The sequence below is a fragment of the Methylococcus mesophilus genome (genome assembly GCF_026247885.1).
Classification (GTDB): Bacteria; Pseudomonadota; Gammaproteobacteria; order Methylococcales; family Methylococcaceae; genus Methylococcus; species Methylococcus mesophilus.
On sequence record NZ_CP110921.1, the window covers coordinates 3,456,229 to 3,475,301 of the forward strand.

Consider the following 19,073-nt stretch of genomic DNA (forward strand, 5'->3'; position numbering starts at 1 on the left):
GGCCGGTTTGGCCAAACCGATCCTATGTATCCTGATCGCCCCCTCGGGACTCAGTGCCGGCGCATCGCATCGGCGATCAAACCGAGGGTCAGCACAGCGCCGCTGACGCCAAAGCCCGCAGGGATCCATTCCGCGACCGCCGCCGAGCCGGCCGTGAGTCCGGCGGCAAGCACGCTGGCGGCGGCCGTCAGCCCCAAGGCCACGCGGTGGCCGGTTTGGCGCACGGCGTCCTCGAGCGTGTTGGCGCGGAATTTCACCTCGAGCTTGGGTCCCGGCCGGGCGCCGACCAGCCGTTCCAGCGCGTCGATCACCCGTGTGGCCCGCACCTGCAGCTTCTGGGATTGGTAAAGCAGAGCCTTGGGATCGAGGCGGGACCGCATGCCCTTGAACATCGACCGCAGCAGGAAATGGCCGGCGATGTCGAAAGGATCAAGCGTGGGGTCCAGCCGCGCCGTGGCCATCTGGACCTGGGCCAGCGCCTTGCCGATCAGCGTCAGTGAAGCCGGCATGGGGACCTCGTAACGCAGCGCGATCTCACACATTTCCTGGAGAATCACGCCGATCTGCATGTCCGCCAGCGCCGCCGTCCGGTATTTCGCCATCAGCTCGCCGATTTCGGCCTGGAAGCGGGCAATGTCCAGATCGCTTCGGTCGGTGGCGCCGGCCAGCATCAGCGCGACTTCGCTGAGGAATACGGCATCACCCTGCCAGAACGCCATCAGCAGCAGCATGAGGTTTTCGCGGATCTCGGGGCCGACGTCGCCGACCATTCCGAAATCGAGGAAATAGATGCGCTCGTTCCACCACTTCAGATTGCCGGGGTGCGGGTCGGCGTGGAAGAAGCCGTCGACGAGAATCTGCTTGTAATAGCTTTCCAGCAGTTGCCGGGCGGCCTTCGACCGCTCGGGGCCTTCCGGCGCTTCCACCACCGGCACGCCCTGGACTTCTTCCATCACCAGGATGCGCGTGGTGGACAAGTCGTTATAGATCGCGGGGACGCTGAGACGGTCGTAGCCCATGAGGACCTCCCGCATCCGAGCGATATTCTCGGCCTCCTGCCGGAAGTCGAGTTCGCGGTGCAGCGATGAGGAGAGGTGCTTGAACACCGCTTCCATGTCGATGACTTTTTTCAGGGCCGGACGCTCTCCGACCTTTTCGGCGAACACCTCCAGCAGGGCGAGATCCTGTTCGATCTCTTCCCGGGCGTTGGGCCGCTGCGCCTTGACCACGATCCGGCTTCCCCCCACCAGCGTGGCGCGGTGAACCTGGGCGATGGTGCCGGCGGCCAGCGGTTTCGGCTCGATCGACTCGAACACGTCCTCCCAGGGCACGCCGAGTTCCCGCTCGAAGACGCCGACGACTTCCCGCTCGGTCAGCGGCGGCACGTGGTCCTGCAGCTTCTCCAGTTCCTCGATGTACTCGCCGGGCAGCAGGTCGGGCCGAGTCGACAATATCTGGCCGAGCTTGGAAAAGGTGGGGCCGAGCTCTTCCAGCGCCGAACGCAGCCGTTTGGCCTGCCGCCGCCGGCCGGTCGATCCTTCCTCATCCGGACGTCCGAACAGCTCCTTCAATCCGTGCTTTGCCATTACCGCCGCGATCTGGCCGCCCCGTGCCATCAGCCGAGGCTCGGTCGGCGCCGGCTCGCCGCCACGGACGAAGATCTGCGCGGGCTTGGAGGCCCGGTCGCTCGCCGGCATGGTATTCACGATCACCACGGTGCAGCGGGCGTTGTGGCTGATGCGGTTCGGGACGTTGCCCAGCAGGAACTCCTTCCGACCCGCCATGCCCAGGTTTCCGACGACCAGCACGTCGATTTTCTCCTGCTCGGCCGCGCGGACGATCGCCGCGGCGGGATCGGGGTCGATGAGGACCCGTCCGTGGCCGCGCGCACCGGCGAGCTGGCGGGCGTAGGCGGCGAGTTCCTCGCCCGCCAGAGCGGCCTGGGTTCGTTCGGCGGCGCCGTATTCCGTGGACGCCGGATTCCTGGGCGAAATCACCTGCGCCACGACGAGCTCGGCGCCGTACCGTTCGGCGAACGATGCGGCCCATCGGACCGCCTGATCTGCCGTTTCGGACCTGTCGGTCCCGACCATGACGCGCTGGGTTTCGGTCTGTTCCGCTGGGCTTTTCATCTGCTCTTCTCGGCTGCTCTGGGTGGATGTGTTCGCGGCATTCTTTTGCTTGAGATCCTCCGGTTCCGGAGGCCGGACGGTTACACCGACGCCGTCGATTCGCTTCAGTTTTCAGCGGCTTCGATCATCGTTTCCGCGATCATGCCGTATACGGTTCTCCAGGCATGCTGGACTTCCGGCGTGAATTCCTCGGCGAGGAATTCTTCCAGGGTTCTGATCAGCACGCGGGACACCTTGTCGTAATCGATACGGCTGACGCCGTATTCCTGGTGGCGCTTTCCGAGCGCGCGCAGGCCGCCGACGATCTCTGGCATTCGGTTCAACCCTTTCACGGCGGAACTCAGGATCGACATGAGCATTTTGCTCTGTGCCGTGAGGTCGCTGCGGAACAGCGGCCGCAGTTCCGGGTAAGTATCGAAGAGGTTGGCGTAGAAGCGTTCGCCGAATGCGGCGGCGCGCGGCACGAGGTTGTCGAAGGACGACTGCACCAGGAAGATCGTGTCGGGAACGGTGAAACCCCGGCAGGGGTAGAGCTGCATGGGCGCGGTTTTGCCTTTGAGTGGAACCGCGAACGGCGGATCGAGTTGGAGCGCTCCGGGGAGCTGGCTGACTACGCTGTCGCTGAGCAGGATCGGGGTCGCGAACTCTTTGGTCATGCTCTCGATCCGGCTCGCCGTGTTGACCGTATCGCCGATCACGGTGATCTGCCGCTTGCCGGGGTGGCCGATGCGGCCCAGGATGGCGGTTCCGAAATGGATGCCGATGCCGATATGCAAGGGAACATGGAATTGCTGTTCGAGCGTCGGGGCAAGCCGGCGTGCGGCCTCCAGCATTCCGAGCGCTGCGCGGACCGCATTCCGGCAGGCGGTTTCCGGGGATTCGTCGCGGGTGCCGAACGCCGCCAGGATGCCGTCCCCGATGTACTTGTCGATGAAGCCGTTGTTGTTGAGCACCGGCTCGGCCGCCGCGGTGAAATAGCGGTTCAGCATGTGCACGATGTCGTAGGGCAGGTTTTGTTCGCTGTGGGTCGTAAAGTCCCGAATGTCGGAGAAAAGCACGGCCAAATCGAGCTCCTTCCCTTCGCCGGCGCTTCCCCCGTGAAGTTCTTCCAGGTCGAGCACGATGATGTCCTGGGAGTTGTCGAGCAGCCGGCGAACGACCACGTCCCCGTGCACATGGGTCTGACAGGCCAGCCGGGTGAATTCGTCCCAGCCGCGTTCGGACGCCACTTTCTCTTCCAGAGGGCTTCGCGGTGAGACATGGGAAAGTCCGTCGAGAATTTGGATGCGGCAGGTGGTGCAGCGCGCCTGGCCGCCGCACTGGTGAAGATGGGGAATCCTGTGATGGATCGAAACATCGAGCAAGGTCTGTCCTTCCGGGATGTCCTCGAAAGTGATTTCATGAAAATACGTGACCTTAGGCATACGGGTTCACTCGTCTTTGGGGCATCGGCCGATAGGCTGAAAGAAGGCGTTCTTCATGCTGAGCCAAGGAGATAAGCCTTCATCGGGCCTTTACCCCGGATGTCGATGGTGCCGCGTTCTTCGAACTCGAAACGGCCGCGGAGCAGTCCGTAGGTGCTGGCGGCGACCTGCGTACGGCCGGGCAGGCCGTGCGACTCCATGCGGCTCGCCGTGTTGACCGTATCGCCCCAGAGGTCGTAGATGAACTTCTTCTGCCCGATCGTGCCGGCGATGACGGGGCCGGTGCAGATGCCGATCCGCATTTTCAGCTCTGCCGGGCACTGGGCGCTGATCCGGTCGATGGTCCGGTGCATGTCCTGCGCCATGCGGGCGGCGGCGGCCGCGTGGTCCTGGTGCGGGAACGGCAGCCCGGCCGCGGCCATGTAGGCGTCGCCGATGGTCTTGATCTTCTCCAGCCCGTGCCGGTCCGCCAGTTCGTCGAAGGCGGAAAAAATCCGGTCGAGGAGACGCACCAGCTGGGTGGGCGGCATCGCCGTGGACAAGGCGGTGAAACCCGCCAGGTCCGCGAACATCACCGTGACCTCGTCGAAGGTGTTCACGATATGGCCTTCGCCCTTTTTCAGGCGGTCGGCGATGGGCTGAGGGAGGATGTTCAGCAGCAGCCGGTCGGAACGCGCCCGTTCCCCGTCGATCTGCTTCAGGTAGACCTGCTCGAGGTCGCGCAGCCGCTTTTTCTCCAGCACGGCGCCGATGCGCGCGCGCAGGACGATCGGATTGAAGGGCTTGGCGAGGTAGTCTTCCGCACCGAGCTCGATGCAATGGGCGATGCCCTCCACCTGGTCCAGCGCCGAGATCATGATGACCGGCACGTGGCTCAGGGCCTCGTCGGATTTGATGCGGACCAGGACTTCGTCGCCGTTGAGTTCGGGCATGAGCATGTCCAGCAGCACCAGGTCCGGCAGGGTGTCGCGGACCAGTGCCAGCGCTTCCAGGCCGTCCCCGCACGTCGTGATGCGGTAGCCCAGCTTTTCCAGCCTTCTGCGCAGCAGGTCGCGATTGGGTTCGTCGTCGTCCGCCAGCAACAGATGACCGGTGCAAAGGTTACGGAAGGGGGCTTCGGTGGGAGGGATGCTGACCCAGTGTTCCCGCAGGCGCGGGGAATTCGCGGCCGGAGGCGGTGGGTTCGAGGGTGGTTCGGGAGGCGGATTCGAGCGCTTGCCGAAATGTTCCTCCATCATCTCCAGCCAGGTGCGGGCGGCGGAAACGATCCTGGCGAGGTCGGGTTTGAGCTCCGGCTGGCCCAGCTCGTCGCACTGTTCGGTCAGCAGTTCGCCATAGCCGATGATGTGATTGACCGGAGTGCGAAGCTCGTGGCTGAGGGCGTGGAGATCGGGTTCCGCGTTGGGCGTGCAGTCCTCGCCCAGATGCCGGTTGATCAGCGCCAGCAGGATGTAGCCGCTGCTGTGGATCTTTTCCAGGTCCGTGACGAAAGCCGCGGGCAGGCTGTCGGCGGTTTCCTCCCGGAGGATTTCGGCATAGCCGATGATATGGTTGATGGGTGTCCGCAGGCCATGGCGGATTTTCGCCAGGCCCAGTTTCCCCCGGTTGTCGGGAGACGCCGCCGTCGTGCCGGTCATGGCGCTGGCGGCCGATGAATCGGCGTCGAGTCCGTGGGGTCCATGGTGCCTCGCAAAGACTTTAAGGGTCGGCTTCGAAAATCCATGCCCGGTAAGGCTTCGAAGGGGTTTCGAGCGACCTCATTGCCGTCCGGCGCAGGTCGGATATCCCTGCCGACCCTGCCAGGCTGGTCTCTGGAAGGCGCCTTGACATTCCACCGATTTCCGTAAACGCTGTCAACGGGGGCGAGCTGCCGGGCCCTGTGCGCCGTGCTCCCAGACGCCGGTCAACGCCCATCGGAGAGCCGATCATGTCAAGTCGAGAGATTTCCCCGGCGAGTCCGCCCAATCCGGAGAGTATCGAGCAGGTCTCGCAGCTGCGCTGGTTCTCCTACGGGCTCGTGCTCGTGGCGATAGCCGCGATGGTGTTGTTCTCCTGGCCGAAGCTGGCGGCGAACCTGTTCGCGACCGGCGTCAGCGGCCAGTCCTTCATGCCGCACGGCATGTGCTACCTCTGGGTGCCTCAACTGTGGTGGCTGCACCTGAGCACCGATCTCCTGATCGGGCTTTCCTACGTCTGCATCTCGGCGACCCTGGTATATCTCATCCATCGGGCCCGCCGCGACATACCGTTTTCCTGGGTATTCCTGGCCTTCGGGCTGTTCATCATCGCCTGCGCGGTCACCCATTTCATGGGGGCATGGACGATCTGGAACGCGAGCTACTGGCTGTCCGGATACACCAAGCTCCTGACCGCCGTGGTTTCGGTCGCCACCGCGCTGGTGCTGCCCTTGCAGGTTCCCAAGGTCCTGAGCCTGGTCGAGGCCGTGAAGCTGTCGGAACAGAGGAAGTCGCAACTGGAAGCCGCCCACATCGAACTGGCGGAAGCGCGCGACGCCGCCCTCGAAGCGACGCGGCTGAAATCCGAGTTCCTCGCCAACATGTCGCATGAGCTGCGCACGCCGCTCAACGCCATCATCGGCTACAGCGAGATCCTGGCGGAAGATGCCGAGGACGCGGGGCGCGAAGAGGAACTGGCCGACCTGAACAAGATCCGCGCTTCCGGCAAGCATCTGCTGGCCCTGATCAACGACGTGCTGGACCTTTCGAAGATCGAGGCGGGCAAAATGGAGGTCTACCTGGAGACCTTCGAGGTGGTTCCCATGCTCGACGACGTCGTGGCGACCATTGCGCCGGTGGTCGCCAAGAACAACAACCGCCTCGAGGTCCAGTACGCCGAAGGCACGGGTTCGATCCGGGCCGACCTGACCAAGGTACGGCAGGCGCTGTTCAACCTGCTGAGCAATGCCTCCAAGTTCACCCGCGACGGCGTCATCACCCTGGCCGTCGACAGGGAAAGCGTCGATGGAAGGGATTGGCTGCATTTCGCCGTCCGCGACACCGGGATCGGCATCACACCGGAACAGATGAGCCGTTTGTTCCAGGCGTTTTCGCAGGCCGATGCGTCGACCACACGGAATTTCGGCGGCACCGGCCTGGGGCTGGTCCTGAGCCGCCGTTTCTGCCAGATGATGGGCGGGGACATCACCGTCGAGAGCGAAGCGGGGGTCGGCTCGACCTTCACGATTCACCTGCCCGTCGATGGCGGCGTGCCGGAAAAGGCGCAGGCCGCCGAGCCCGGATCGGCTTGGTCCAAGGGGATTCCCACCGTGCTGGTGATCGACGACGATCCGGCGGCGCGCGATCTGATGCGGCGCTTTCTGGATCAGCAGGGCCTGCGCATGGAGGAGGCGGACAGCGGCCAGGAAGGGCTGAAACTCGCCAGGGAACTGAGGCCGGGCGCGATCATTCTCGACGTCATGATGCCGGGAATGGACGGCTGGGCGGTATTGACGGCGCTGAAGGCCGATCCGGAACTGGCGCCGATTCCGGTCATCATGGCCACTATTCTGGACGAGAGGAATCTGGGGTTCGCCCTCGGCGCCACCGATTTTCTGACCAAGCCGATCGACAGGGACTACCTGGCCAAGGTGCTGCAGAAGTACCGCTGCGCCCATCCGCCTTGTCCCGTGTTGCTGGTGGAAGACCACGCCGACCTCAGGGCACTGATGCGCCGCATGCTGGAGCACGAGGGCTGGGTGGTCGAAGAGGCCGAAAACGGGCGGGTGGCGCTCGAACGGGTGGCGGAAAACCGCCCCGAATTGATCGTCCTCGACCTGATGATGCCGGAAATGGACGGCTTCAGTTTCCTGGAGGAATTGCGCCAGCAGGAAGCCTGGCGTTCGATACCCGTGATCGTCGTCACCGCCAAGGATCTCACCGCCGAAGATCGCCAGCGCCTGAACGGCTACGTAGAATACGTGGTCAACAAGGGGACGCGGGGAAGGGAGGAACTGCTGCAGGAACTCGGCGACCGGATCAGCGCATGCCTCGGGACAACAGCCTAGGAGAATCGGCCATGGCGAAGATATTGCTGGTGGAAGACAACGAAATGAACCGGGACATGCTCAGCCGGCGTCTGCTGCGGCGCGGCTACGAGCTGGTCATCGCGGTCGATGGTGCGGAAGGGGTGGCGGTGGCCCAGGCCGAACTGCCGGACGTCGTGCTGATGGACATGAGCCTGCCGGTGATGGACGGCTGGGAGGCGACCCGGAAACTGAAGGCCGAAGACGCGACCCGCGGTATTCCGGTCATCGCGCTGACGGCCCACGCGATGTCCGGCGACCGCGACAAGGCCATCGAAGCCGGCTGCGACGACTACGACACCAAGCCGGTCGAATTCGACCGCCTGCTGGCCAAGATCGAAGCCCTGCTCGCTCCGCGGGGCTGACTGGCAGCCGGATTTCAGAATTCGAAAACCTGTCCCTGCCGAACGAAGCCGTGGAAACCCGCTCCGGCTGCGTCGGGCAGGGGGCCGTCCTGGTAGTGGTATAGCCACATTTTTTTCCGGATCGACGCCGGAAGTCCGCAAAGTTCCCCGTAGTGCGCATGGATGCCGGATCGCCGCGGGGCCGTCTCGCAGTCCTGGAAGATGACGTCCGCGCTGTCGTAGAGTCCGGCGAGGCGGTCGGGACAGAACTGGGTATCGGTTGTCAACACGATTCTGCAACGAGGCTCGGCCATTTCCGGCGCAGCGCCTTCCGCATGAACGTCGATCATCAGACCGTAGCTCGGAGCGAGCTCGCGACAGTCGAAATAGTGCAGCGTCGAGAAAAGACGTAGTTCGAGGCTCCCGAACCGGAATGCCCCGCCAGGGGAAAGGCGGTGGACCGTAGAGAAGAAGTCGTCCAGACGCATCGACCTTCCGTGGACGGAGGCCATGCCCCCTCGCAGCGATCGTTCCCAGAGCATCTCGGCCAGCCGCTTCTCGATGAAGAGTTCCGGCCGCATCCCGCCGGAAAAATAACGCGAAAAGCCCAGCCATTCGATGCCGCCGATATGATCGGCATGCAGATGGCTGACGTAGAGGGCGTCGATGTCTTCCGCCCCCAGTCCCAGCCGGTGCAGGGCAAGGCGCGCGTCGCTCCCGCAATCGATCAGGAGTTTCCTGCCCTGGCTCTCGACCAGGACATTCGACTGGTAGTTTTGGAGGGCAAAGGCAGAACCGACACCGATGAACGTCAGCTTCATGAGATAACCCGCGAGCGGCCTGGTTCGTTGGGGGGTAGTGTATGACGCTCCCTGCGCCGGTTGTCAAAAAAATCGGTGGGTGGAAAGGGAGAGGCCGCCGCCGGAGATGGGCAGCAGCCGGGGGTGTTCAGAGTACGTCGAGAATGGCCCGCTTGACCGAATCCAGCTCCGCCTCGATGGTGAGCGGCTTCTGGGTGCACTGGCCGATGGCGGTGTCGGGGTCCTTCAGGCCGTTGCCGGTCAAGGTCAGCACCACCGTGCTGCCTTCGGGGATCTTGCCGCTCCGGATGTCGCGCAGGGCGCCGGCCAGGGAGGTCGCCGAGGCCGGCTCGCAGAAGACACCTTCGTTTTCCGTGAGCAGCTTCTGGGCGGCCAGGATTTCCTCGTCGCTGCATTCGTCGAACCAGCCGCCGGATTCGCGGCTGACCTGCCAGGCTTGGTCCCAGCTTTGCGGATGGCCGATGCGGATGGCGGTTGCCACCGTCTCCGGATGGTCCACCATGTGGCCACGCAGGAACGGCGCCGAGCCGCTGGCCTGATAGCCGACCATCTTCGGCCGGCTGGTCGAGACCGGGCCGCCGGTCACGAAGCGGCATTCGCCGCTGCAGAACGCGCAGGCTTCGGTCACGCAGTCGCGGCCGCCGCAGGCGTATTCGCTGTAGCCGATCCAATGCGCCGTAATGTTGCCGGCGTTGCCGACCGGCAGGCAGTGGTAGTCCGGTGCCCGGCCGAGTTCGTCGACGATTTCGAAGGCCGCGGTCTTCTGGCCCTGCAGCCGGTAGGGATTGATCGAGTTGACGATGGTAACCGGCGCTTCTCGTGCTACTTCCTTGACCAGCCGCATGCCGTCGTCGAAATTGCCCTTGATCTGGATCACCACCGAGCCGTACATCATGGCCTGGGCCAGCTTGCCCATGGCGATCTTGCCATCCGGGATCAGTACGAAGGCGGTGATGCCGGCGCGCGCGGCATAGGCGGCGGCGGCGGCGCTGGTGTTGCCGGTGGAGGCGCAGATGATGGCCCGGCTGCCTTCCTCGACCGCGCGGGTCACGGCCATGGTCATGCCGCGGTCCTTGAACGAGCCGGTGGGATTGAGCCCCTCGTATTTCACGTAGAGCTCGATGCTCTTGCCCAGGATGCGGGGGAGGTTTTCCAGCCGGATCAGCGGCGTGTTGCCTTCGCCCAGCCTGATGATGCGGGTGTCGGCGCCGACCGGCAGGCGGGCACGGTAGCGTTCGATGAGGCCGGTGTAGCGTGTCGTCATAGTCATGGTTTGTTAACCCAGGGTTTCGAGCCGGATACGTTTCACTGCGCCCTTGATGGTCGGCAGGGTTTCAATCTCCCGCAGGGCGGCATTCAACTCGCGTTCGGCGACCTTCTGCGTCAGCATGATCACCGGGAGATGGCTCTCGCCCTCCGGCATTTCCTTCTGCAACACGGCCTCGATGCTGATGTGGTGGGTGGCGAGGATGCGGGTCACGTCGGCCAGCACGCCGGGCTTGTCCTCGGCGGAGAGCCGGAGGTAATAGGCGGTCTCGACCTCTTCGATCGGGAGGATCGGGATCTCGGAAATCGCGGCGGGCTGGAAGGCCAGGTGCGGGACCCGGTTCTCCGGATCGGAGGTCAGGGTGCGAACCACGTCGACGACGTCGGCGACCACGGCGGAGGCAGTCGGCTCGGCCCCGGCGCCGGCGCCGTAATGCAGCGTGGGCCCGACCGCGTCGCCCTTGACCAGGACCGCGTTCATCACGCCGTTGACGTTGGCGATCAGCCGGCGCGCCGGGATCAGGGTGGGGTGGACCCGCAGTTCGATGCCTTTGGGGGTGCGGCGGGCGATCCCTAACAGCTTGATGCGGTAACCCAAGGCTTCGGCGTATTTGACGTCGTCCGCGGTGATCCCGGTGATGCCCTCGATGTAGACCTTGCCGAACTGGAGCGGGATGCCGAAGGCGATCGAGGCCAGGATGGTGAGCTTGTGGGCGGCGTCCACGCCCTCGATGTCGAAAGTCGGATCGGCTTCAGCGTAGCCCAGCGCCTGGGCTTCCTTCAGTACGTCGGCGAAGTCGCGGCCCTTTTCCCACATCTCGGTGAGGATGAAGTTGCTGGTGCCGTTGATGATGCCGGCCAGCCATTCGACCTTGTTGCCCGCCAGTCCTTCGCGGATGGTCTTGATGATGGGGATGCCCCCGGCCACGGCGGCTTCGAAGGCGACCATCAGGCCGCGTTCGCGGGCGGCGGCGAAGATCTCGTTCCCGTGCAGGGCGATCAGCATCTTGTTGGCGGTGACGACGTGCTTGCCGTTTGCCAGCGCCGTCATGACCAGATCCCGCGCCGGGAATTCGCCGCCGATGGTCTCGACCACGATCTGGATGTCGGGGTCGGAGACGATCTCGTAGGGATCGTCGGTCAGGGCGATGCCGGTGGTGTCGCAGATGCGCGCGCGCGATAGATCGCGGGTCGAGGCTCGGCAGACCTGGATCTCGCGGCCGGCGCGGCGGGTGATTTCGTCGGCATTGCGCCGCAGCACATTGACCGTGCCGCCGCCCACCGTGCCGAGGCCGAGGATGCCGATTTTTACCGGGTTCAAGCTGCGTTCCTCAAGACTTGGGAAAAGGCAGGGATTATACGGCGTTGTCCTTGCGCATCATATCGCGGACGCCGCGGATGGCTTGGCGGGTGCGGTGCTCGTTCTCGATCAGGCCGAAGCGCACGTGGTCGTCGCCGAATTCGCCGAAGCCGATACCCGGCGACACCGCGACATGGGCATCGAGCAGCATCTTCTTGGCGAATTCCAGCGAGCCCAGGCTCTGGTACTGTTCAGGGATCCTGGCCCAGACGAACATGGTGCCCTTGGGTTTTTCAACCGGCCAGCCGATGTCGTTGAGGCCCTTGCACAGCGCATCGCGGCGGCTCTGGTACATCAGCCGGATCTCTTCCACGCAGTCCTGCGGGCCTTCCAGTGCGGCGATCGCGGCTACCTGGATCGGCGTGAAAGTGCCGTAGTCCAGGTATGACTTGATGCGACCCAGCGCCGAGACCAGTTCGCGGTTGCCGCACATGAAGCCTACCCGCCAGCCCGGCATGTTGTAGCTCTTGGACAGCGTGAAGAACTCCACGGCGATGTCCTCAGCACCCGGTACCTGCAGGATCGACGGGGCGACGTAGCCATCGAACACCAGGTCGGCATAGGCCAGATCGTGCACCACCCAGATTTTGTACTCGCGGGCGATTTCCACGACCTTCTCGAAGAATTCCAGCTCCACGCACTGCGCCGTGGGATTGGCCGGGAAATTCAGGATCAGCATCTTGGGTTTGGGCCAGGACGTCTTGATCGCCATTTCCAGTTCGGCAAAGAAATCGATCCCGGGCAGCAGCGGCACATGGCGGACGTCGGCGCCGGCCAGGACGAAGCCGTAGGGATGGATCGGGTAGGCCGGATTCGGTACCAAAACGGCATCGCCCGGCCCTACGGTAGCGAGTGCCAGATGCGCCAGGCCTTCCTTTGAGCCGATCGTCACGATGGCTTGGGAGTCCGGATCGAGCTCGACGCCGTAACGGCCGCGGTACCAGTTGCAGATGGCCCGCCTCAGGCGGGGGATGCCCTTGGACACCGAATAACGGTGGTTGGTGCCTTTACGCGAAGATTCGATCAGTTTGTCGACGATGTGCTGCGGCGTGGGCTGATCGGGGTTGCCCATGCCGAAGTCGATGACGTCTTTGCCCTCTGCCCGTTCCTTCGCCTTGAGTTCGTTGACGATGTTGAAGACGTATGGGGGCAGGCGTTTGATGCGCTGAAATTCTTCCATCCTGGGGAGCCTGGCTGGGGAGTTGTGCCTTGAATCGGGGCCGGTATTCGCGAGCTGCGCCGGAATCCGGAAAAAACGCCCAACGTTACCGGCCGGCGCGGCGCATGTCAAACGGCCGGCATGGGCCGTGCCGGTCGCCGTTCGCGGGTGCGGAGCCAGCGGTCGTAAGCACCGAGCCGCTCCGCCGTACCGATGTCCAGCCAGAAGCCCGAGTGCAGCTCGCCGCTGATGCGGCCGGCGGCCATGGCCTGCCTGAGCAGCGGCGCCAGCGGCGCCCGTCCCGGCGGGAGCGAAGCGAACAGTTCCGGCCGGTACGCGCCGATCCCGGCGAATGTGAAGGTCTGGGCGCCGTCGCCTGGCGGCGTCACGCTGCCGCCGTCGAGGCGGAAGTCGCCTTGCAGATGATGGGGGGGGTTGGGCGCAAGCACGAGATGGGCATCGCCGGACGGTTCGCGGCGCAGGCGGGAGAAGTCGTAGTCCGTGCCGATGTCGCCGTTGACGACGATGAACGGCTCCGGGCCCAGCAGCGCCAGGGCCTGACGGATGCCGCCGGCGGTTTCGAGCGCGTGGGCGCCCTCGTCGGAGTACTGGATGCGGGCGCCGAAGCGCCCGCCGTCGCCGAGTCGTTCGCGGATCTGCCGGCCGAGATGAGCGAGGTTGATGACGATGTCGGCGAGTCCCGCGTGTACCAGCGCCTCCAACGTGTGTTCGATCAATGGGCGGCCGCCTGCGGGCAGGAGGGGTTTCGGGGTGTGATCGGTCAGCGGACGCAGGCGCTCGCCCCGGCCCGCGGCGAGGATCATGGCTTTCACGCGGCGGCGGCCTCGTTCAGGACCGGGCAGACGCGCAGGTCGAGAAAGCGATGGAATTCCCCCAATTCCGGATATCTGCCGGCGACATCCAGGACGTAGCGCAGGGTTCGGGGAATGTCCGGCAGGTAGCCGTCCTTGCCGTCGCGCAGATGCAGCCGGGCGAAGATGCCCACGGCCTTGAGATGGCGCTGCAGGCCCATCAAGTCGAACCAGCGCTGGAAGGTTTCGCTGTCGGCAGCAGGGCGAGATCCGCTGTCGGCAAGGCGGTGGCGGTAATCGTCCAGCCAGCGCTTGACGCGCGCCTCGGGCCAGGCGATGTAGCAGTCCCGCAGCAGGGAGACCAGATCGTAGGTGATGGGGCCCACGACGGCGTCCTGGAAATCGAGCACGCCGGGATTGCGTTCGCCGGTGACCATGAGGTTGCGGGAATGGAAATCGCGATGGACGACGACGGCAGGTTGCTGTACGGCCGATTCGATCAGATGCAGGGAGAGCCGCCGGTAAAGCGCTTCCTCTGTGGCGCTGAGTTCCAGGCTCAGCAGTCCGCCGAGGAACCAATCGGGAAACAGTTCCAGTTCCCGCAGCAGCAGGTCTTCATCATAGGCGGGCAGGCCGCAGCCGCCGGCATCGATGCGGAGTTGCATGCGCGCCAGCGTTTCCAGCGCATCGGCGTACAGGAGGTCGGCGTCTCCGGACGCCAGTTGCTGCAGGTAGTTGGTGTCGCCGAGATCGGACATCAGCAGGAAGCCTTGGTCCTCGTCGGCGGCGAAGATGCGGGGAGTGTGTACTCCCGCGTTCTCCATGAGGCCGGCGGCGCGAACGAAGGGCCGCAGCTTTTCCTTGGCCGGCGGGGCGTCCATCGCAATATGGCTGGCATCGCCGGCCCAGACCCGGAAATAACGGCGGAAGCTGGCGTCTCCGGAGATCGGCCGGATATCGTCGGGAGCGCGTCCCAGAATGGACGGGAGCCAGCGCTGAAGCGCTTCGAAGCGGTTGTCGGTGGCGATGGCGGGAGAGTTAATCAAATGTGCAAACCTTGGGTTACAATGATTCGATTTTTCATGGTTCTTAATGATATAGGATTTGCGGGTCACATGGCTGTCCGTTCCATCGAGCTGGGTACAAGCATTTCCTGGACCACTTTCTCCATGCTTTTTCCGCATCAATGACCCGGTGGTTCTCCATCGCCGTTCAGGCTATTTGGCCCGGCTCCGTCGCGGGAGTGCCGGTTTGATCGTGCGCGGGCCGGGACCGGCTTCTTCGGCGGCGGATGCGTCGTCCACCTCTGGCCATGCTTCCGTACCGCTGCGGACCGCGGTATTCATGGCGCTGGCCGCGAGCTGGCAGCCGTCGGCGGTCGCGGTGGGCAACTGGAACTGCGAACGCAGCACCGACGACAAGCAGTGGGAATGCGTAGCCAAGAAAAAGGACGGAGGAGCGGAAACTCCGGCAGAGCCCGAGCCGAAGGCCCCGCTTGCCAGGCCGATCGCGCCGCGGGAGGCGGCTTTGCCGGAGTCGCGCCGAGCCGCGGCTGCCACGGCACCTCCGTTGCCGCCGGCCGAAATTGCGCCGGTGGTCAAATCCGAGCCCAGGCCGGCGGCGCCTCCGCTTCGCTCCGCCGAACCCGCACCGCCAGCCGAGATGGCGTCCAAGCCTGTCGACGAGGAGGATGAGGAAGGCGAGTCGGCGGAGGCGGAAAAAGTAATGCCCGCAGCCGCACCCGAGGCGGCGGCAGACGAATCCGCCGGTGAGCCGGGCAGGGCGCCCCGTCCGGAGACGCCGCTGGCCGCCTCGCGCTTCGTCCCCTCGGGAACCGTGTCGGTGCGGCAGGAGGCCGCCTTGCCTCAGCCCGTAGCCGCCAATGCCCCGAGCGCGCCGGCCGGCTGGACCTGCCGGCCGCAGAAGGAGAGCAGGAGCTGGGATTGCAACCTGGTGGGGCCGGACCCCCGCGGCGTGGCGCGGGCCGTCGGCGCTGCGAGCGAGCCTCCCGAGGACTGGGCTCAGGCGACGACGATTACGGAATACGACGAACAGCGCTTCGATCGCCTGCTCGGCATGATGCCGGGCAACCCCTGGGCGGGAACCTGCTCCCGCGGAAAGCGCGAATCCGATGCGGCCAAGGATTTCCTCCTCTCTTCGAAAGACCGGCTTGCCCGCAAGCGGGCGCCGGTGGAAGTTCACGGGGATTACGGTGAAATGGACGATCAGGAGGTTGCGACCTTCACCGGCGACGCCGAGGTGACGCGCTACGACCAGCATGTGAAGGGCGATTTCCTGAGCCTCAATACCGAGGCCGACACGGTGAACGCCCGCGGCAGCGTGTTCTACCGCGAAAAAGGCCTGGCCTTTTCGAGTGACACCGCCTTCATGCGGATGGAAGAAGACAAGGGTGTGCTGCGCAACAGCCAGTTCATCGTAGAAACGATGCCTTCGCGCGGAGTCGCCCGAGTAGCCCACATGGACAGCGATACCCGCTCACGCTACGAGACTGCCACCTACACGACTTGTCCGCCGGGCAATACGGACTGGATGCTGCACGCCGACGAAGTCACGATCGACAAGGAGACCGGACGGGGGGGCGCCTCCCATGCCTGGATGGAGTTCAAGGGGGTGCCGATGTTCTATACCCCGTATATGGACTTTCCCGTGGACGACCGGCGGCAATCCGGGTTCCTGTCGCCTTCGCCGGGTTGGTCGGGAACCAACGGCTACAACCTCACCGTTCCATACTATTTCAATCTGGCGCCCGATTATGACCTGACGGTGACGGCGCGGGAGATGACAAACCGCGGGCCTTTGTTCGGCGGCGATTTCCGCTGGCTGACCGAACACCAGCGTCTGCGCCTGCTGGGGGAGATCATGCCGGAGGACACTCAAGAGAAACAGACTCGAGGGCAGGCTGGCTTCGACGCGATGGGACGGTGGACCGAAAACCTGTTCACGCTGGTCGACCTGAACTACGTTTCCGATCCTCTTTACCTCAATCAGGTGAACAACAACCTGGGCCTAAACTCCAACACCTTCGTCCAGAGCCAGGCGTACGCCGACTACACGTATTCGAACGGTTCGGTCAGACTGCTGACCGACTATTACCAGAACGTCGATCCGTCGATTCCGGCGGAGCAGACGCCTTATTACCGCCTGCCGAGTCTCAGGGGAGGGTACAGTGCACAGATCGGCGATTCAGGGTTCCGCTTCCAGACCAACGCGGAGGTCGTGAATTTCGGCCATGGCGGCACCACCGTCAAAGGCCAGCGTCTGAACGTCCGGCCGCAGATTTCCTATCCCATCCAGGCCCCGGGCAGTTTCGTCATTCCCAGCGTCGCCATGCAGAACACGACCTATATGCTCCAGGATCAGGCGGCGGAGACAGACAGCAGCCTGAATCGTGTCGCTCCCATCTTTTCGGTGGACAGCGGCCTGGTTTTCGACCGCGATTTCGAACTGGGGTCCGCCTCGCTGCGGCAGACGCTGGAGCCCCGCGTGTTCTATACCTATGTGCCGAAGATCAACCAGAACGATTATCCGATTTTCGACAGCAACTACTACGATTTCACGTATTATCAGCTGTTTCGCACCAACCGTTTCGCAGGTTCCGACCGTCTGGCGGACATGAATCAGGTAACCGTCGGCCTGACTTCCCGTTTCATAGATCACGACAGCGGCTTGGAACGGTTCAGCGCCAGCTTGGGGAAGGTATTCTTCATCAACGATCCGTCGGTGACGCTGGTAAACCCCTATGGAACTAATCCCCTGGGCATCGACCTGGGCACCGACCAGGGCCAGACGACCTACGATACTTACAACCAGAGCTTCGCCAACATCGTCAGTCAGGTGGATGCCAGGGTGACGGAAAACTGGTCGATAGGCGCGGGCGGGCAGGTGTCACCGAACAGCGGGCGCATAGAGCGGGGGTCGGCTGGGCTGCAGTACAATGACCATCAGAATAATCTGCTCAATTTGAGCTACCGCTACCGTCAGCCTATCCCCAATCAGACCGACCAGCTCTCCAGCGCGCTGAACAATACCGATGTGTCGTTCCGCATTCCGTTCTTCAAGGACTGGCATGTCATCGGGCGCTGGCAGTATTCGCTGCTCTACAACAGAACGCTTGAAAGTTTCATCGGTCTGGAGCACGAAACCTGTTGTTGGCGTTTCACCCTGATTGGGCGCGAATACCTGAACGGCGTCAATCAAAACAACTATAACGACAGTACTTCCAATACCTCCATTTTCGTCCAGCTCGAACTCAAGGGCCTGACCCGCCTCGGCGATCAGGTCGACAGGTTCCTGTATCGATCCCTGACGGGTTACCGGATGCCGAATGATGATTTCTAGTTTCAAAAGGGGGGTCCGGTTTGCCTGCCTCGCTTTGTTCGCCGTGGCTGGCTGGTCCGCCGCGGAAGCAGCCGTCGACCGCATCGTGGCGGTGGTGGACGACGGCGTCATCCTCGAGAGCGAGCTGGTCCGCAAGGTCGACGAGATCAAGCGCAGCCTTCGCGCCAGCCGCACTTCCTTGCCGCCCGATTCGATCCTGGTCCGGCAGGTGCTCGAGCGCATGATCGTCGACAAGATCCAGCTCCAGATGGCGGAAAAAATGGGCATCCAGGTGGACGACGACACGTTGCGCATGGCCGTGAGCCAGATTGCCCAGCGCAATAATCTCACGCCCGATCAGTTCCGCCGTTCGCTCGCCCAGGAAGGGCTCGATTACGGCGATTTCCTGGAACAGGTGCGCGGCGAAATCGCTATGGGCCGGCTTCGCGCCAGCCAAGTCAATAACCAGATCAAGATCAGCGATCGGGAGGTCGAGCATTATCTGGAGGTTCAAGGCGGTTCCGGGGCGGTTGCCGACCGGGAATACCGGCTGGGCCACATTCTCGTCGCTACCCCGCGCGAGGCGTCGCCGGACGAAGTGAAGAAAGCCAGGGAGCGGGCCGACAAGGTCGTGAAGGAATTGAAAGCTGGCCTCGACTTCAAGGATGCTTCGATCCGCTACTCGGACGACCCGCAGGCGCTGGAGGGCGGCGATCTCGGCTGGCGTAAGCTCAGCGAGATTCCCAGCCATATTGCCGAGGTGGTGGGCGGGATGAAGGACGGCGAGGTGAGCGATCCCATCCGCAGTCCCGGCGGCTACCACATCGTCAAAATGATGGCGATGCGCGGCGTGGGCGAGGCCAAGCTGACCAAGACCCACGTCCGGCACATCCTGATCAAGCCGAACGAAGTGCAGTCCGACGAGGATGCGAAGAACAAGCTGCTGGCCCTGAAAACCCGGATCGAAAACGGCGACGACTTCGGAGAGCTCGCGCGCGGCCACTCCGACGACAAGGGTTCGGCGATCAAGGGCGGGGATCTGGGCTGGGTCAAGCCGGGCGCGCTGGTGCCTCCGTTCGAGGAGGCGATGAACGCGCTGGACGAAAACCAGCTCAGCGATCCGGTCCAGACCCAGTTCGGCTGGCATCTGATCCAGGTGCTGGAGCGGCAGGAGTCGAGCGACACCAATGAAGTGTTGAAAAACCGGGCGCGCGAGGAACTCTTCAAGCGCAAGGTGGACGAGGAAACGGAACTTTGGCTGAGGAAGATCCGCGACGAGGCTTACGTCGAAATCCGCCTTGACGAAGCACCGGCATCCTCGGGCGAAGATACGCCGTCCGGTGAAGACTCGCCCGAAACCTTCATGCGCTGATCC

At 63.9% G+C, this 19,073-nt stretch carries 13 protein-coding genes; 4 read left to right on the top strand and 9 right to left on the bottom strand.

The genetic code is table 11. The features are described 5' to 3' along the window. Positions 1-50: 50 nt before the first annotated feature. The 3 genes from OOT43_RS16395 to OOT43_RS16405 form a co-directional block, all read right to left on the bottom strand. Positions 51-2,132 (bottom strand): AarF/UbiB family protein, encoded by a 2,082-nt coding sequence (locus OOT43_RS16395; protein WP_266021716.1) that lies wholly within the window; start codon positions 2,130-2,132, stop codon positions 51-53. A 104-nt stretch (positions 2,133-2,236) separates the two neighbouring features. After that, complete coding sequence (locus OOT43_RS16400; protein ID WP_266021717.1) at positions 2,237-3,556, bottom strand: adenylate/guanylate cyclase domain-containing protein; 1,320 nt, start codon at positions 3,554-3,556, stop codon at positions 2,237-2,239. A 53-nt stretch (positions 3,557-3,609) separates the two neighbouring features. Then, entirely contained in the window at positions 3,610-5,193 is a 1,584-nt protein-coding gene (locus tag OOT43_RS16405) for an adenylate/guanylate cyclase domain-containing protein (protein WP_266021719.1), read from the bottom strand. A 290-nt stretch (positions 5,194-5,483) separates the two neighbouring features. On the opposite strand from OOT43_RS16405, the gene OOT43_RS16410 reads away from it, so the two are divergent. Both OOT43_RS16410 and OOT43_RS16415 read left to right on the top strand, forming a co-directional pair. Beyond that, positions 5,484-7,580, top strand: a complete 2,097-nt coding sequence (locus OOT43_RS16410) for an ATP-binding response regulator (protein WP_266021720.1) — start codon at positions 5,484-5,486, stop codon at positions 7,578-7,580. An 11-nt stretch (positions 7,581-7,591) separates the two neighbouring features. Beyond that, on the top strand, positions 7,592-7,963 hold the full coding sequence (locus OOT43_RS16415) for a response regulator (RefSeq protein WP_266021722.1): 372 nt from the start codon (positions 7,592-7,594) through the stop codon (positions 7,961-7,963). A 14-nt stretch (positions 7,964-7,977) separates the two neighbouring features. Here OOT43_RS16415 and OOT43_RS16420 read toward each other — a convergent pair whose 3' ends face one another. From OOT43_RS16420 to OOT43_RS16445, 6 genes are all read right to left on the bottom strand, one after another. Continuing rightward, entirely contained in the window at positions 7,978-8,763 is a 786-nt protein-coding gene (locus OOT43_RS16420) for an MBL fold metallo-hydrolase (protein ID WP_266021723.1), read from the bottom strand. Between the two features lie 127 nt (positions 8,764-8,890). Next, positions 8,891-10,033 (bottom strand): threonine synthase, encoded by a 1,143-nt coding sequence (thrC, locus tag OOT43_RS16425; protein ID WP_266021724.1) that lies wholly within the window; start codon positions 10,031-10,033, stop codon positions 8,891-8,893. Between the two features lie 6 nt (positions 10,034-10,039). Further along, positions 10,040-11,350 (bottom strand): homoserine dehydrogenase, encoded by a 1,311-nt coding sequence (locus OOT43_RS16430; protein WP_266021725.1) that lies wholly within the window; start codon positions 11,348-11,350, stop codon positions 10,040-10,042. A 34-nt stretch (positions 11,351-11,384) separates the two neighbouring features. Beyond that, on the bottom strand, positions 11,385-12,569 hold the full coding sequence (gene alaC, locus OOT43_RS16435) for an alanine transaminase (RefSeq protein ID WP_266021726.1): 1,185 nt from the start codon (positions 12,567-12,569) through the stop codon (positions 11,385-11,387). A gap of 107 nt (positions 12,570-12,676) precedes the next feature. Next, the gene (gene murU, locus OOT43_RS16440; RefSeq protein WP_266021727.1) at positions 12,677-13,381 is read right to left on the bottom strand and encodes an N-acetylmuramate alpha-1-phosphate uridylyltransferase MurU; all 705 of its coding nucleotides are present in this window, start codon (positions 13,379-13,381) and stop codon (positions 12,677-12,679) included. Continuing rightward, a complete protein-coding gene (locus OOT43_RS16445) occupies positions 13,378-14,406 on the bottom strand; it encodes an aminoglycoside phosphotransferase family protein (protein WP_266021729.1) in 1,029 nt (342 codons plus the stop codon). The genes murU and OOT43_RS16445 overlap by 4 nt, the downstream gene beginning before the upstream one ends. 211 nt (positions 14,407-14,617) lie before the next feature. Here OOT43_RS16445 and lptD point away from each other — a divergent pair, with 211 nt between their 5' ends. Both lptD and OOT43_RS16455 read left to right on the top strand, forming a co-directional pair. Then, on the top strand, positions 14,618-17,719 hold the full coding sequence (gene lptD, locus OOT43_RS16450; RefSeq protein WP_266024946.1) for an LPS assembly protein LptD: 3,102 nt from the start codon (positions 14,618-14,620) through the stop codon (positions 17,717-17,719). Then, entirely contained in the window at positions 17,706-19,070 is a 1,365-nt protein-coding gene (locus OOT43_RS16455; protein WP_266021730.1) for a peptidylprolyl isomerase, read from the top strand. Before lptD ends, OOT43_RS16455 begins: the two co-directional genes overlap by 14 nt. Positions 19,071-19,073: the final 3 nt, after the last annotated feature.